The 14,544-nt window shown below is 57.4% G+C and carries 11 protein-coding genes; 7 read left to right on the top strand and 4 right to left on the bottom strand.

All coding sequences use genetic code 11. The features are described from left to right. On the bottom strand, nucleotides 1-4,709 hold a 4,709-nt coding region (locus HMPREF1631_RS01930), incomplete at its 3' end, for a S8 family serine peptidase (RefSeq protein ID WP_034231743.1). A 304-nt stretch (nucleotides 4,710-5,013) separates the two neighbouring features. On the opposite strand from HMPREF1631_RS01930, the gene HMPREF1631_RS01925 reads away from it, so the two are divergent. Further along, nucleotides 5,014-5,976 carry a hypothetical protein gene (locus HMPREF1631_RS01925; RefSeq protein ID WP_232215395.1) on the top strand — a complete coding sequence of 321 codons (963 nt, stop codon included), beginning with the start codon at nucleotides 5,014-5,016 and terminating at the stop codon, nucleotides 5,974-5,976. Between the two features lie 150 nt (nucleotides 5,977-6,126). Here HMPREF1631_RS01925 and radA read toward each other — a convergent pair whose 3' ends face one another. After that, complete coding sequence (gene radA, locus HMPREF1631_RS01920) at nucleotides 6,127-7,485, bottom strand: DNA repair protein RadA (RefSeq protein WP_034231739.1); 1,359 nt, start codon at nucleotides 7,483-7,485, stop codon at nucleotides 6,127-6,129. A gap of 465 nt (nucleotides 7,486-7,950) precedes the next feature. On the opposite strand from radA, the gene HMPREF1631_RS01915 reads away from it, so the two are divergent. The 3 genes from HMPREF1631_RS01915 to HMPREF1631_RS01910 all read left to right on the top strand — a co-directional run bounded on the left by HMPREF1631_RS01915 (nucleotide 7,951) and on the right by HMPREF1631_RS01910 (nucleotide 9,160). Continuing rightward, entirely contained in the window at nucleotides 7,951-8,157 is a 207-nt protein-coding gene (locus tag HMPREF1631_RS01915; protein ID WP_034231788.1) for a helix-turn-helix domain-containing protein, read from the top strand. A 110-nt stretch (nucleotides 8,158-8,267) separates the two neighbouring features. After that, nucleotides 8,268-8,366, top strand: coding sequence for a 30S ribosomal protein bS22 (locus tag HMPREF1631_RS06925; RefSeq protein ID WP_019174583.1), 99 nt, complete (start codon nucleotides 8,268-8,270; stop codon nucleotides 8,364-8,366). Between the two features lie 113 nt (nucleotides 8,367-8,479). Then, nucleotides 8,480-9,160: a histidine phosphatase family protein gene (locus HMPREF1631_RS01910; RefSeq protein WP_034231737.1), complete on the top strand. Its 681-nt coding sequence runs from the start codon at nucleotides 8,480-8,482 to the stop codon at nucleotides 9,158-9,160. Here the strand turns inward: HMPREF1631_RS01910 and HMPREF1631_RS01905 are convergent. Both HMPREF1631_RS01905 and HMPREF1631_RS01900 read right to left on the bottom strand, forming a co-directional pair. After that, the gene (locus HMPREF1631_RS01905; RefSeq protein ID WP_034231735.1) at nucleotides 9,151-9,573 is read right to left on the bottom strand and encodes a PLD nuclease N-terminal domain-containing protein; all 423 of its coding nucleotides are present in this window, start codon (nucleotides 9,571-9,573) and stop codon (nucleotides 9,151-9,153) included. The genes HMPREF1631_RS01910 and HMPREF1631_RS01905 overlap by 10 nt on opposite strands. A 44-nt stretch (nucleotides 9,574-9,617) precedes the next feature. Continuing rightward, the gene (locus HMPREF1631_RS01900; protein ID WP_084707322.1) at nucleotides 9,618-10,619 is read right to left on the bottom strand and encodes a 1,4-dihydroxy-2-naphthoate polyprenyltransferase; all 1,002 of its coding nucleotides are present in this window, start codon (nucleotides 10,617-10,619) and stop codon (nucleotides 9,618-9,620) included. A gap of 281 nt (nucleotides 10,620-10,900) precedes the next feature. Between HMPREF1631_RS01900 and HMPREF1631_RS01895 the strand changes: the two genes are divergently transcribed. The 3 genes from HMPREF1631_RS01895 (at nucleotide 10,901) to HMPREF1631_RS01885 (ending at nucleotide 14,538) form a co-directional block, all read left to right on the top strand. Then, entirely contained in the window at nucleotides 10,901-12,289 is a 1,389-nt protein-coding gene (locus HMPREF1631_RS01895) for a S1C family serine protease (RefSeq protein WP_052046949.1), read from the top strand. Between the two features lie 96 nt (nucleotides 12,290-12,385). Next, nucleotides 12,386-13,078 (top strand): class I SAM-dependent methyltransferase, encoded by a 693-nt coding sequence (locus HMPREF1631_RS01890; protein ID WP_034231733.1) that lies wholly within the window; start codon nucleotides 12,386-12,388, stop codon nucleotides 13,076-13,078. Nucleotides 13,079-13,260: 182 nt separating this feature from the next. Next, the gene (locus HMPREF1631_RS01885; protein WP_034231731.1) at nucleotides 13,261-14,538 is read left to right on the top strand and encodes a geranylgeranyl reductase family protein; all 1,278 of its coding nucleotides are present in this window, start codon (nucleotides 13,261-13,263) and stop codon (nucleotides 14,536-14,538) included. Nucleotides 14,539-14,544: the final 6 nt, after the last annotated feature.

Below are 14,544 nucleotides of genomic sequence, written 5' to 3'. Positions count from 1 at the left end.
GGTGTCGTGCCCGGTGTCGTGCCCGGTGTCGTGCCCGGTGTCGTGCCCGCCGCCGTAATGGCCGCCGTGCCCTTTGCCGTGAGTGTCAGTTCGTTCGCGGCTGTTACCGAGTACTTCAGCGTCAGCGTATATTCTCCCGCGACGGCTTTGGCCGGCGTGCCGGAAATGACGCATTTGCCCCTGTCGTCCGACAGATTGGCGGAAAGACCCGCTATGCCCGTGAGCGTGCAGGACACAATATTGGCTTTTCCGGGATTGTTTATGGCAATCTGCGTATCTGCCGCCTTCACACCCGTTTTCCCTGTAATTTGGGGCAGAGTGCCCAAGGTGGGCGGAACGGAACATCCCTCCGTGTTTACTTTCGCCCCGGCGGGAGTATTCGGACATTTGTCGTCGGTGTCGGAAACCCCGTCGCCGTCGGTGTCCTTATCCGGAGTAACTGCCCTGATGTAGGCGCGAATCATAAAGTTGCCTTTTTCGCTTGGCTCGTTGAATGCGCCGTTAATCATCTTGAAGGATGTTTCTCCCACGCCGGGATGCGAATCCGTGGCGAGCAGAGCCACACCGTCTGCCGGTTCATCCTGCTGAATATAGGAAACGAAGAAGTCGCCTTTCACTGTGATCGCAGTGGGGAGGGTTATCTCCGTCCAGGGGTTGTCTGCCGTCGGGTGTGCCTTTGCCGTAAACGGTCCGGAAAGAACTTTCGTGGGCAGGCCGTCTGCGTCGTTCGCGCCCCAAACGGCCCATTTGAAGGTTGTTTCTTTGGCGTTTCCGCTGAGTGTTCCCATTCGGAATCTGATTTTTTCGATCCTGCCGAGCTGTGCCGCGTTAAATTTGACGGCGACCTGCTGACCGGACCTGAGCGTGTTCAGCACGCCTGCGGCAGTTCCGTTGTCGTTCTTTACCTCGGCGGGCGCATCTGGGGAAACAACAGCTTTTTGCAGCTGTGCTTTCACTGCGTTGTGCGCGGCGTCAACGGTGATTTCCTTTTCGTAGGGCAGATAGCCTTCCGCTTCCGCGCGCAGAGTGTATTTTCCTTCCGCCAGAGTCGTGGCGGCTGTTTCGGATTTATCGCTGCACGAGAAAACCGGTTCGCTCTGTCCTTTGGCGTAAACAGAGATCTGAGCCTTAACGGCCTGTCCCCGGGCGTCGGTAACGGTCACGGAAAGAGGCTTGGAAGCCAGTTTCTTTAACCGGAAATCCTGCGTTACGGTTTCTCCGGCTTTAAGCGTGACCTTCTTTTGCTGAACTTCGTATCCCGGAACATCTGCTTCCAGGGTGACTTCTCCGGCCTTGCCGCGAAGTGTGTACGCGCCGCTGCCGATTTGCGGGGAAACGCCGTTTCCTTCTCCCAGGATTCTGATTTTTCCGGTTCCGGCCGGAATCCACGACTCGCTTTCCGTGGCAGATGTGCTGCCCGACAGAGTATGTGAAGTGCCGGTGTTCGGCACACCGGGGCGCAGATCCGCACCGGAGACATTCGGATTGTAGATGTTTTGCGGGTTGGGATCGACAAACGAAATATCGTCGAGATACCAGCCGCCCGAATAGTCGTCGTAGTTATCCGTGCCCGTTTCCAACACGAAACGGATTTGGGTTGTCGGCGACAGATATTCTTTGGGCAGCTCAACATGATCCAGATACCATGCGTTTCTTGTGCGCAGTTTTCCGTTTTCCGCCTCAATCGTCTGTGCGTTCAGATCGAAAATCTTATGCCATGACGTGCCGTCCCTGCTGATTTCGATTTTCCCCAGATCGTTGTTGTCTATGCCGTATTCCCCGCTTCCCCTGCGGCCCGCTGTGTTGTACCAGTTTTGCCAGTAAAGAGTGATCTTTTCGTGTCCGCTCAGATCAACCTTGGGGGAAGTGAGTGTATATGTGGCATTCGTCTTGCGGTACGTGTTCAGTTCGGTGGCAAAGACGTAATCTCCCGGGTTCTTTCCCTTAGACTGATATTTTGTCGGTGCCTGTCCCTGGTTTTGGTCGTCGGCCAGGGTTTGCTTTCCGCGCTCGAATTTGTGGCCTTTGGCGTCGGGAGTGCTGAACCAGCCCTCGTCGCCGCTTTCAAAATCGAACTTCTTTACCGTTTTCCCCACACTGAAAACGTGTGTCATGAGTGCGGAGCGGTCGGATTCGGCACTGCCGGAAAGGGCAGTCACATAGTAGCTGTAGCTTCCTTCCTGCGGTATCGGATAATCGGTCATGCGTACCGAATACCTGCCTGCTTTGGACTTGTCCAAAACGGATATTTTTTGGAAATCCCCGTTGTTGTGCGCACGGTAAAGCGCATATCCCGTGATCTGTTCGCCGCTTACGGGCTCGAAACTGATCACTGTCCGTCCCCCCGGATATGCACGCAGTTCCAGATCTTTGGTGACGGGTGCCGGCTTGTCCGCCGCAGCCTGTTCAATGGCGATATCGTCGATAAACCATCCTGCGGTTGCCTGCTTGGACAGCCATCCGCCGCGCATTCCGAACATAACCCGAATCTTTTTCCCTTTGTATGCCGAAAGGTCAATATATTCGCGTTTGAATGATTTTTGGCTGTTTCTGTAGATCCGCTTCGGTTCCGCTTCCCATTTCACGCTGTTGTCTGCGGGGCTGACTTCCCCGATCCAGACTTCCGCGGTGTCGAAGAACGCGTTCTCGCCGTTGTCCAGATCGTAGTAGTGCCGGAACGTCAGTGCAGCGGGCTTGGTTTCGGCAGTCAGATCAATGGGCGGCATAAGGAGTGTGGATTCTTTCAGTCCCCTGTATCCGGCCGCGTCAACGCCCACACCGATTACTTTCTTTCCCGAGGGGGCGGCGGCTGTGGCCGGTGCGGCGCCGATTTTCCACAGCGGAGTCTGCCCGCCGTTTTCAAATCCGTCGCTGCCGGCTTCAAAATTCTCTTTGTATCCGATACCCACGCCGGCTTTTATTTTAACGGCATACGTCTCTGTGGAAGTTTCCTTTCCTTCCTGATCTGTGGCGGTAATGCGGTATGAGAAGGATGCTTTTTCAAGATCTTTCGCTCCCGGCGAGAAGGAATATGTGCCTTTTTGCCGCGTTCCGGCCTGCAGCTTCATTTCCCTTTCTTCCCATTTGTCGGCACCGTCGAATTTAAGCGAGACGGTGACTTTCTTAATCCCGGTGTCGTCGGAAACTTCGGCCGAAATCTCGGTTTCGCTGCCCCGGTAAATATTTTTCAGCGCGGTGTGTGCGATCTTCGGTGCTTCGGTATCCGTGCCCGGAATATACACATGCCCGGAAACGGTTCCCGCTGCGGGTGCGCTGCCCGCGTCCTCCAGTGCTTTCTCCACTGCCAGACGGGCATTTATTTTTCCCGCTCCGTAGCCGTTGTTGGGTGACGAGACGTAAACTTCGTCGGTGAGCGGCGTAGCCGTCTGCATGATAATTTCCTGCAGACGGTCCACAGTCAGATTCGGGTTTGCCTGCAGTATCATTGCCGCCACGCCCGACACGTGGGGTGCGGCCATGGAAGTACCCGTGCGCAGTCCGTATTTCCCGCCCGGCAGAGACGAACGGATATTGACGCCCGGAGCTGAAATATCCGGTTTTTTCCGGTCGGTAAACTTCGACGGGCCGCGCAGCGAGAATTTGGCGACGCGGTCGTCTGCGCGCAGTGCCCCCACTGCGAAAGCTTCGGGGAACGACGCGGGCGTGGCAATCGATCCTTCTCCGCCCCCGTTGTAATCCGTGATGTTTCCCGCGGAAAACACGGGAAGAATTCCCGCTTTGCGCCACTGCTGCATAACGGGACGGAAGAACTGGCTTTCCGAAGATCCTCCCCAGGAGCTGTTGATGATTTTCGGAGCCAGTTCGGGATGGGCTTTGCCGGCCGCGTCCACGGGGGCAAGCATCCACTGTGCCGCCTGAAGCAGACGCGAATCGCTGGTCTCGCCGTGTTCGTCGAATACGCGGGCTGCGATCCACTGTGCGCCGCGGGCAATGCCGATTCCGGAACCCAAAATCGTTCCCGCCACGTGTGTGCCGTGACCCGTGGAATCTACCGGCGTGGGCGTGTTTGCTACCGGATCATACCAGCTTGTGTGGGGATCTGCGGATTTTCCGCGCCATGCCGCCGCAATCTCCGGGTGTGTTGCGTCAACGCCGGAATCGATAATTCCCACCGTAACGCCTTTGCCGCTGTATTTTTCCCGCAGTTCGGGCGTGACCGAGACAGATATCAGATTCCAGGGCAGCCGGGCGGAGGCATTTTCCGTTGCGGAAGAACGTGTGCTGAAAGTGAGTGCGGATCTTGCCGTGCGTACTTTACCTTTGGTTTCCGTGCCCTCCCTGACAGGATCCATCATGCGCGTGGCGTCCGGAACGATTTTTTCCACTTCCGGGAGCTGTGCCGCGCGCAGGAGCGTGCTTTTCGGCACGGTTGCGCCAACGCTGTTGACGATGAAGAATGGCCGGATGTTCTTTGCTTTTTCTCCGTTCAGCAGCTGCATGAGACGCTGCTGTGATTCCTGTGCGGTTTTCGCCAAAGAACGTACATAATTTTTCCCGTCTGCGGGCGGGGTGCTGTTTTTCAGTACAAAAATTACGGGAACTTCTTTATCTTCCGTTATTTTTGCAATCCGGGAGTCTATTTTTTCCGCAGGCTTTTGCGTTTCGGAAGCCGCGGCGGACAAAGTGCCGCCGAGACACATTCCGAGCGCGGCAAAAACTGCCGGAAACAGTCGGAGATGTCGTTTCATTGTTCTCTTTTCTGATGTTTGTGAAAGACCGGCCGAAAACGGCCGTAGACGCCGTAGTCAAATAACTGATAATGGTATCGTCCTGTCGTTAGAGCGATATCTTCCGCGTCGGCGGAACAGACTAATTGTAGTTCATTAAAATTAGGGTAGGCAAACATAATACATGGGAAAAGACGGGATCCGGCCGGTGCGTGCGGGCGAAGTTTGCGTCAGTCGCGGCGTGGACGGTGCGATTTTTTTCATTTCGTTTTAGTGTGGGAAAGTGGTATCAAAAAATCAGGATAAGTCCCGTATGCCGCGCCCCGTGCCGAAGCGCGATTCCCGCGCCCGCGGGGAAGAGGCAAAACGGATCCGGCGTCCGCAGGCGCAGGCGGAATCCGGCCGGCGCCCGGTTCGGGAAAAGCCGGGCGCCGGCGCGGGAAATGTGCGCCGCCCGAAATATGCCGGGTCCGCCGGCCGGCTTGTGGGCAGGCGAAATGTTTCTCCCCGTTTTTCTTCGCGGGGCGCCGGCGGAAAACGCCGGGGCGCAAAAGATTTTCCCGGCTCGCTTCTCACCTCCCGGGTGCTGTTTTATGCTTTGCGCAGATACAGAAAACCGCTGGCTGCGCTCGTGGTGGTTGTGTTTGTTGCCGCGTGTGCGCTTGCGGTGTCCAGGCTGACGGCACGTTCTTTGGTCTCGTTGGACAATAAACGCCGGGCGGCTGCGCAGCAGACAAAAATTTTCGAACCGGTTGCCTGCACTCCGCAAATGCTTGATTATCGGATAACCTATACGGGCGACGCAGCGGGGAAGCCGGTCACTTTCCGGCTTGATATTACCAACACCGGTCAGCGGCCGTGTTTTACGGATGTCGGTTATGAAAACGTTTCGCTTCAGGTGCGCAGCGGAAGTGCCGAGGTATGGAATTCTTCCGCGTGCCGGATCCCCGAGGCGAAAAAAATGTTTCTTCTTGACAGAAGATTTACCGGACGAAGTTCCTATACATGGCCGGGAACCGCGGCCGGGGAAAAATGCGCGGGAGGTTCCCCTGTTCGCCCCGGCACTTATCTGGTGCGGGCAACGGTCGGCGGGAAAACAGTGGTTCCCGATCAGCCTTTTGAATTGCACCCCGCAGGTTTTCGGGGTGGGGAAGGTGTTTCTCCCGGTTCCCAAGGCGGTCCTCAAGGCAGTCCTCAAGGCGGTTCCCAAGACGGGAAAAGTGCTCCTTCGGGCGCGGGGGCCGGTTCTTCCGGAAAAAATATGACGGCGGACGTTCCGAAAAAATAGCCGCGGATGAAAATCTGTACGTAAAAGCCGTGCTCCGCGGCGTGCATGAAGATGCTTGGAAAATTTTCCAAGCCGGGAACGGGATTGCGCATTTCGCGGTGTGCACGGAAACGCTGTGTTGCGGCGGGAGTTGCTGATCTGCGTGCGGGATTAGGTGGTGCACAGAGCGGCTTTGGCTGCGCCATTCAGATCCGCAACGGGTTTCAGCACCATTTTCGGGGGCACTTTCACGGTTTCGCTCTGCGCGGGAATAACCGCGGCAGTGAATCCCAGTCTGGCCGCTTCGTTCAGTCTCCGCTGCAGCCCCGCAATCGGACGCAGTTCCCCGGTTAAAGACACTTCGCCCAGGGCGACTGTTCCCGGGGCAACCGGCAGATCTGCCGCAGCTGAAGCAAGCGCCAGAGAAACCGCAAGATCGGCAGCGGGTTCCGGTGTTTTGGCTCCGCCGACGGTGGAAACGAAGACATCATTTTTCTCGCACGCGATGCCCAGCCGGGAGCGGATAACTGCCAGCATCATTGACACCCGTGAAAAGTCGAGCCCCGAAGTTGTGCGTTTGGGCGGCCCTGCCGCGGGGACGATCAGCGCCTGAACTTCCACAGGCATCGGTCTTCTGCCTTCCAAAGTGACGGTTACGCAGGTGCCCGGAACACTGCTGCTGCGCGCCGACAAAAACACTCCCGAAGGGTCGCTCAGCTCGCGGATTCCGGATTCGCCCATTTCGAAACATCCGATTTCGTCCGTGGGTCCGAAGCGGTTTTTCACTGCCCGGATCATTCGCAGCTGTGAATGTCTGTCTCCCTCAAACTGGCAGACGGTATCCACGAGGTGCTCCAAAGTGCGCGGCCCGGCGATTGCGCCTTCTTTGGTAACGTGCCCGACAAGGATTAGGGGGACGGCGGAGGTTTTTGCGTAGTTCACGAGAGCGGCTGTAACCGCCCGGACCTGGGCAACTCCGCCGGCTGTGCCTTCGGTTTGCGGATCGGAGACTGTCTGTACCGAATCGATGACCGCCAAATCCGGGTGAACCGCATTTAAGTGGCCGAGAACTGCGGGGAGGCTGCTTTCCGAAGCGAGAAGAAGTCTGTTTTCCAGCGCCCCGATCCGTTCCGCTCTGGCACGCACCTGAGGCGCGGATTCCTCCCCGCTTATATACAGCACCGATGCTCCGCCGCCCGTTTTTGCCGCTTTGGCGGCGACATCGAGAAGCAGTGTCGATTTTCCGATCCCGGGTTCCCCGGCCAGCAGAATCACCATTCCGGGGACCGTGCCCCCGCCCAGCGCCCGATCCAGTTCGCCGACGCCTGTGGGAGTTTTCGTGCTCGCCTGCGCCGATATTTCGGTGATTGCCCGTGCCGGGGTGCCGGGTGCGGCCGGTCCGCCGCCGGAAGCGGATACGGGCTGTGCGGCAACCGTGCCCCACGATTTGCACCCGCCGCAGCGTCCGATCCATTTTGCGCTGCCCCAGCCGCATTCCGTGCAGATGTAACGAATACTGTTTTTAACCATAACCCAAATATAGAAGATGCTCCCACAGGAATTTTCTCTCCGGACGCGCGCTTCGGAGTGTTAGGCCGTCCGCGCCGCCTGTTTTCGCCGTTTTGTATCTTCTGATCCGCTGCGGCGGGGATTGTCGGGAAGGGCGGCAATGCGCCGGCCGGGTGCCCGTTGGCACTTAACGGCAACTGCAGGGCGGGAAACGGACGCACTTTTTCCGGGTAAGTATTTTCGCCCCCGGCAGGAGGGATGTGTGCGTACGGCGTTAAAACAGATGAGAAAGGAGAGGGAGATACGAAACCGTGTGGGATGTGATACAAAAGTAATTTTTGAGTTTTATGTGACATATGGCAACTATTTCGTTATCATAAAGAGTGTTTCCGGGGTGCTTTGCGCCCGGAACTGTTTATACAGTAGCGAACAGGGGAAACACAGGATTTTGCACAGCCGGCACGGATCATTTAAAGGATGGTTAAGATGGCTCAACTTTCGGCAGCAGCGCCACAGTTCCTAACAGTGGCCGAAGTGGCACAGTTAGCCCGTGTTTCCAGAATGACCATTTACCGCATGGTCCACTCGGGAGAACTGCCCGCCGTGCGTGTCGGAAGTTCGTACCGTGTGCCGATGTCTGCGGTGCAGCAGCTGCTTGCCGGCAGCTCCGAAATACAGGCTGCGGGTGAGTAGATAAACTTTTGTACGCATAATTGCCGGTTTCGGTTAAAAATAAGGTACTATTTCTACTTGTTAAGAAATTTTCGGGATAACCGTTTAATACCAATCGTGGAGGTGACCTCTTGGGTTCCGTAGTAAAGAAGCGTCGCAAGCGCATGTCGAAGAAAAAGCATCGTAAGCTGCTGCGTAAGACGCGTCATCAGCGCCGTAACAAGAAATAACGTGTGAAAGGGATTTGGGTTTAAAAACGCAAATCCCTTTTTTCCCGATTTATCCCCGGATTCATTCCCGCTTTTGCCCCGCAGGGCGCGGATTCGTTTTTACAGGAGTATGCATGACTGATCTGACCACGGTGCATTTGGTACGGCACGGAGAAGTGGACAATCCGACGGGAATTCTCTACGGCAGACAGCCCGGATTTCATCTTACCCGGCTTGGAAGGGAAATGGCTGCCGGTCTGGGGGAAGCCTTTGCCGACCGTGATGTGCGCGCGGTTATCACCTCCCCGCTGGAGAGGGCCTGCGAAACGGGACTGCCTACGGCGCGCAGATTCTCTCTGAATGCGCAAACCGATCCGGCACTGATTGAAGCCGACAACAAATTTGAGGGAATCGCGGTGAACGACAGCAGGTGGGTACTCCTTAATCCGAAGTTTATCCCGCTGTACGCGAATCCGTTCCGTCCCTCATGGGGAGAACCGTATACACAAATCGTGACGCGAATGTCGGCGGCGGTAAGAAGGGCGCTGAGGGCGGCGCGCGGCGGAGAGGCGGTTCTCGTATCCCACCAGCTGCCGATTTGGGTCTTCCGCCGTTTCGTGGAGGGGAAACATCCCGCACACGATCCGCGCAAAAGGCAGTGCGCACTTGCTTCGGTGACGTCGTTCTGCTTTACGGGCGATGTGCTTACGTCGTGGAACTATTGGGAGCCGGTCGGGGATCTGCTGCGCGAAGCCGGGGATATGGTACCGGGGACGTCTGCGGCAAAAACGAAGAAAAGCGGAATTCAGCCGTAAAGCCCCCGGGAAGTGTCGTCTTCGTCTTCCGTTCCGCTATTTTTTTCTTCCCGCTTCTGTGGTTTTTCCGCGGACTTACGCTGTTCGTATGCCCGCCGGCGGTTGCGCGCCTCCAGACGCGCGAGAAAATCCGGATCGTCGTCCGGTGCCGCAGGGGTCTCGGGCGCGTTTCCGTTTCCCCATTTTGCGCCGTATCCTCCCGCGCTGTTAAGCGGATTGGAACTGCTCAGCAGATCCCGGTATTTCATCAGCATCCAGCCCGCAGGTCCGATCAGGGGAACGACGGCAATGAATATAACCCACAGCGGTTTTGAAATTTTCCCCGGGATCTGTTCTCTTTCCGTGCGGCAGCAGTCAATCAGCGTATAGATTGAAAACGCGAGCAGAAACAGTACCAAAAAAACTCTTGCCATATTTTTATATTAGTCCGGGATGCGAAGCATTCATAACACATATGCTATCGGCAAAGGCGGTGTGTGCGCAGACCCGCCTGCGGAACAGCCAGGCACAGCAGCGCCAAAAATACGGGTGCCGCACCCGGAACGCCCGGAACGGAACCGGGGAAGAAGCGGGCCGTTGCCGTAATTCCCGCAGAGAGAACCAGGGCAAAAGTGAGCTCGTATATTCCGGTCTGTTTCAAAACCGGAATCAGATCCGCGCCCTCGGCCTTTTTTCTCCTTCCCCTGCCGGTCACGGGAGCGCAGATCGCGATAATCTGTGGGAGAAGAACAGGCAGAATCAGCAGAAACGGATAAAGGAAACCAAGCAGCACGCCCAGGGCAAGGGGAAGGGTGAGCATAAAAACAAAAATGCCGCGCGCGCGTCTGTCGCCCAAAAAGACGGCGAGAGTGTGTTTGCCCGCTGCCGTATCGGTGGGAATGTCGCGGATATTGTTGATCATCAGCAGCGCGCAGGCAATCAGTCCGACCGCCGCCGCGGCAACCCACACCTGCGCCGGGGCGGATCCCGTTTGGGTGTATGCAGTGCCGACGGTGGCCACGAAGCCGAAAAAAACAAATACGAATACTTCTCCCAGGCCGCAGTAGCCGTAGGGGTGCCTGCCTCCCGTGTAAAACCAGGCCGCGGCCACGGCCGCGCCGCCGATTCCCGTCAGCCACCATTTTCCGCTCAGCCAAACCAAAAGAAAGCCCGCCGCACATGCCAGTGCGAAACACAGACAGGCCGCTGCCAGCACCGTTTTTGGGTTGGCTTTTCCCCCTCCGGTAAGCCGCGGCGGTCCGGAGCGGAAAGTATCGGTTCCGCGGATTCCGTCGGAATAATCGTTTGAAAAATTTACCCCGATTTGGAAAAAGAGAGCGGTCAGAGCGGCAGAGAGCGTGCGCAGCGGCGAAAAGAGGCCCGCGTCGGCGGCGAACGCCGCCCCCACCGCCACCGGGGCAAGCGCGGCGGGCAGTGTCCTGATCCGCAGGCCTTCGGCCCAATCCCGTATGCACGCCATAAAAAGTCCTTTCACGCAGCGCGTCCGCCTCCTGCGGCGGACAGTCCCCGTTTATTCTACCCGACGCCCTGTTCCCGTTTTGCATATAATCGTTATTGTGAAAGCAGGAAAACAGTCCGAAATGCCCGGGCACGGCCGCACCTTCCGGAAAACATCCGGGAAATGTCCAAAATCTCTCAAACCGTGTATTTTACACTGTGGCTGAATGCAGGAATATAAGCGAGAAAGCATACTGAGACGGAAGATGCCCGGAGCGGCAAAATTTCGGGAAAGAGAAGCAGATGAACGAAGAAAATCGGTATGAACAGGGAAAAGACGGTTTAGACGGGGAGAGGGACGTGAATTTCGTGCTCCGGCGGGATCCCGATGATCTGCCGCCGGCCCCGCCGGCCTGCGAAGAAAACCGCACCTGCGACAGCACATTTCATCCGGGAAGTGCCTCCGGCGCTCCTCTTCCTGCGGATGCCGGGTCCCACCGCACCGCGGAAACGGACTGCCCGCCGCAGCCGGAAGCGGCGGACCCGAATGCCGGAAAAGCCAAAAAACGGAAAACTCCCGGCTGGTCCGCACTGGTCGGTGCGGTGGCGGTTGCCGCGCTGCTGGGCGGGGCGCTGGGCGTAGGGGTGATGACACTGCGTTATGACGGCACGCGCCCGGCAGGCATTGCCGAGCCTGCGGGGCCGACCGTGGCCCCGGTTGTGAAATCTTCCCCGTCCGCGGCCGCAAACTGGCAGACAGTGGCAAAGACGGTCGGTCCGTCCGTGGTGGCAATCAGTACCGAATCGAATCGCGGCGCGGCGCAGGGCTCCGGCGTCATTATCGATGTGAAAGGGCATATCCTGACCAATAACCACGTGATTGCGGGGGCGAAGGAAATAATGGTGACGCTTTCGGACGGGCGTCTGTACGAGGCAAAGCTCGTGGGAACCGATGCCGCCACGGATCTGGCGGTTATCCGGCTGAAGAACCCCCCGAAGAATCTCACCGTTGCCGCGCTCGGCAACTCTTCGGATCTGCGGGTCGGACAGCCGGTTGCCGCAATAGGAAATCCGCTCGGTCTTTCGTTTACCGTTACCACCGGGATAGTTTCGGCTTTGGACCGCCCGGTGCAGACGGTGAATCAGGAAGCGCGTTCCATGGCCGATGCACGGGTGGTCACAAATGCGGTACAGATTGACGCGGCGGTAAATCCGGGTAATTCGGGAGGTCCGGTGTTCGACGCCGGGGGGAGAGTAATCGGCATCGCCTCTTCGATCGCCACGATCTCCTCCGCGGAAGGAAAACAGGGCGGTTCGATCGGTCTGGGATTTGCCATTCCGATTAATCTTGCCAAACACGTGGCCGAACAGCTGATCGCAAAGGGCGTGGCGGAGCACGCATATCTGGGCGTGACGGTTTCCAACGGCGTGGCGGAATACGGAAACAATTCGCGTCTGGGTGCAACCGTGGAGTCAATTCAGCCGGACACTCCCGCGGCGCGGGCGCGGCTGCGCAGGGGAGATGTGATTACCGCAGTGAACGGGCGCAGCGTGGTTTCCGGCGTGTCGCTGACCGGTTATATCCGTCAGTACAGATCCGGGGAGAAAGTTACGCTGACGATTGCCAGAAACGGAGAATTGCAGGAACTGGACGTCACTCTTGCCACCAAAGTGGACGACAGCCGCGGATAAACCGAAACCGAAGCGTATCGCGGGCATTGCGGAAACGCCCGCAGCGGCGTGTAAACTAAACACAGTTGCGAAACAGAGGAAGAAAGCAGGAATCCGATGACCCGTGCCGGTCTTGAAAAAAATCCCGGGGAAATAGCGGCGATGTTTAACGATGTGGCCCGAAGATACGATTTTATGAATACTCTGCTCACCGGGGGACTGGTAAAAACATGGCGAAAATCTGCCGTGAGGGCTCTGGAAATCGTCCCCGGGGAAAAAATTCTCGACGTGGCCGCGGGCACGGGCACTTCCGCGGCGGCGTATGCGGCGGCGGGTGCGCAGGTGGTTGCGTGCGACATTGCCCGGGAGATGATTGCCCGGGGCAGAAGACGCTACCCCGGAATAGAATTCAGAACCGCGGATGCGATGAATCTGCCTTTTGCCGACGAATCCTTTGACGCCGTAACAATTTCCTACGGGATACGCAACATTCCCGATCCGAAAAAGGCTTTGGAGGAGATGCTCAGAGTAACGAAACCGGGAGGGAGACTGGTTGTATGCGAGTTTTCAAAACCCGTGAATCCGCTTTTTGCCCGGCTGTACGCACTGTTTCTGCGCCGTTTGATGCCCCGGCTTTCGGCACTGTTTTCCTCCGATGCCCCGGCTTACGACTATCTTGCCGAATCCATTGCGTGCTGGTACGGGCAGCGGGAATTTGGCTCTCTGATCAGGGAGGTAGGCTGGAGCGACGTGTACTGCAAAAATCTTACGAACGGAATTGTGGCCCTGCACAGGGCACGGAAAATGTAACCGTTGATTTTTACGGTCTCCGGGCAGGGAAATTAACCGGAGCCATTCGGAAAAATGTATTACGCACGCAATTTGTTGCGTAATAAGGCCTCCCGAAAGTGTCATTAGTGCATAAAACAACGTAAAATTTCTAAGGATAAGGATATACAAAAGAGCGGAAATTGCGTTGGAAGTGGTGAGTGATGGCCTTCGGCGAGATGGCTGATGTGGTGATTGTGGGTGCCGGCCCGGCCGGTTCTTCCGCCGCACACTATCTCGCGCAGTACGGTCTGGATGTGCTCGTCCTGGAAAAAGCCGTGTTTCCGCGCGATAAAATATGCGGCGACGGCCTTACCCCGCGGGCCGTGTCGGAACTGATTCGGATGGCATTTCCGATTCCCGAGTCCGAAGGGTGGGTGCGCAATTACGGCGTACGTGCCTACGGCGGCGGGCATATGATCGAAGTTCCCTGGCCCGATCTTGTTTCGCAGCCCAATTACGGCTCGGCCGTCCCCCGCCTGGATTTTGACTGCCGTCTCATCCGCCATGCGCAGAAATCGGGCGCCCGGCTGCGCGAAGGGGTAACGGTTACGTCCGTTGTGAAAGACAGCCGCAGCGGGCGGGTAATCGGCGTAAAAGCCCGCAATACGGCGGAAAAGGGCACGGAATTTACCGTTCGGGCACGCTATGTGGTAGACGCGGGCGGTGTTTCGGCGCGGATTGCCACGGCTGCCGGAAGGGAAAAGAATCCCCGCCGTCCGATGGGCGTGGCGGTAAGAACCTATTTTGAATCGCCTCTTGCCTCCACAGACATGATGGAATCCCATCTCGAACTGTGGGCGGGCAAACCGGGCAGCTCGGAACTGCTTCCCGGATACGGATGGGTGTTTGCCGTGGGGAACGGATTGGTGAATGTCGGCCTGGGAACGCTTTCGTCCACCGCCAAACCGACCGGAATAGATTACCGCAAAATTTTCCGGACATGGATCGAAAACGTACCCGAAGAGTGGGGACTGAACGAAGAAACCCGGCGCGGAAAACTGCGCTCGGCCGCTCTTCCGATGGCTTTTAACCGTAAACCGCATTACGCGGACGGGCTGGCGCTGGTCGGAGACGCGGGGGGAATGGTTTCCCCGTTCAACGGGGAGGGAATTGCCTATGCCCTGGCCTCCGGCAGAATACTGGCCGGATATATTGCCCAGTCCCTGGGACGGATGACGCTCTCCCGGCAGGACAGAGTAATGCGCGAGTATCCGCGGGAACTGCGCGCGGAATTGGGCGGATACTATACGCTGGGCAGGGTTTTTGCCGCACTTATCGGGCGTCCGGAGATTATGCATCTGTGCGTGAAATACGGCCTGCCGCATCCGACGCTGATGAAACTGGTGATGAAGCTGCTTTCGGATACCTACGACAGGCACGACGGCGATTGGATGGACAAACTGATTACCGCGCTCACAAAGGCGGTGCCAAAAGCATGAATATAC

This window comes from Arcanobacterium sp. S3PF19, assembly GCF_000758825.1.
Lineage (GTDB): Bacteria > Actinomycetota > Actinomycetes > Actinomycetales > Actinomycetaceae > Arcanobacterium_A.
This window is presented reverse-complemented; position numbering and strand designations above follow the sequence as displayed.

Excerpts from the sequence above, each read along its gene's own strand:
- HMPREF1631_RS01915 (WP_034231788.1), top strand. The coding sequence starts at position 7,951 with ATGGCTCAACTTTCGGCAGCAGCGCCACAGTTCCTAACAGTGGCCGAA.
- HMPREF1631_RS01900 (WP_084707322.1), bottom strand. The coding sequence starts at position 10,619 with ATGGCGTGCATACGGGATTGGGCCGAAGGCCTGCGGATCAGGACACTG.
- HMPREF1631_RS01885 (WP_034231731.1), top strand. The coding sequence starts at position 13,261 with ATGGCCTTCGGCGAGATGGCTGATGTGGTGATTGTGGGTGCCGGCCCG.
- HMPREF1631_RS01895 (WP_052046949.1), top strand. The coding sequence starts at position 10,901 with ATGAACGAAGAAAATCGGTATGAACAGGGAAAAGACGGTTTAGACGGG.
- HMPREF1631_RS01890 (WP_034231733.1), top strand. The coding sequence starts at position 12,386 with ATGACCCGTGCCGGTCTTGAAAAAAATCCCGGGGAAATAGCGGCGATG.
- radA (WP_034231739.1), bottom strand. The coding sequence starts at position 7,485 with ATGGTTAAAAACAGTATTCGTTACATCTGCACGGAATGCGGCTGGGGC.
- HMPREF1631_RS01910 (WP_034231737.1), top strand. The coding sequence starts at position 8,480 with ATGACTGATCTGACCACGGTGCATTTGGTACGGCACGGAGAAGTGGAC.
- HMPREF1631_RS01905 (WP_034231735.1), bottom strand. The coding sequence starts at position 9,573 with ATGGCAAGAGTTTTTTTGGTACTGTTTCTGCTCGCGTTTTCAATCTAT.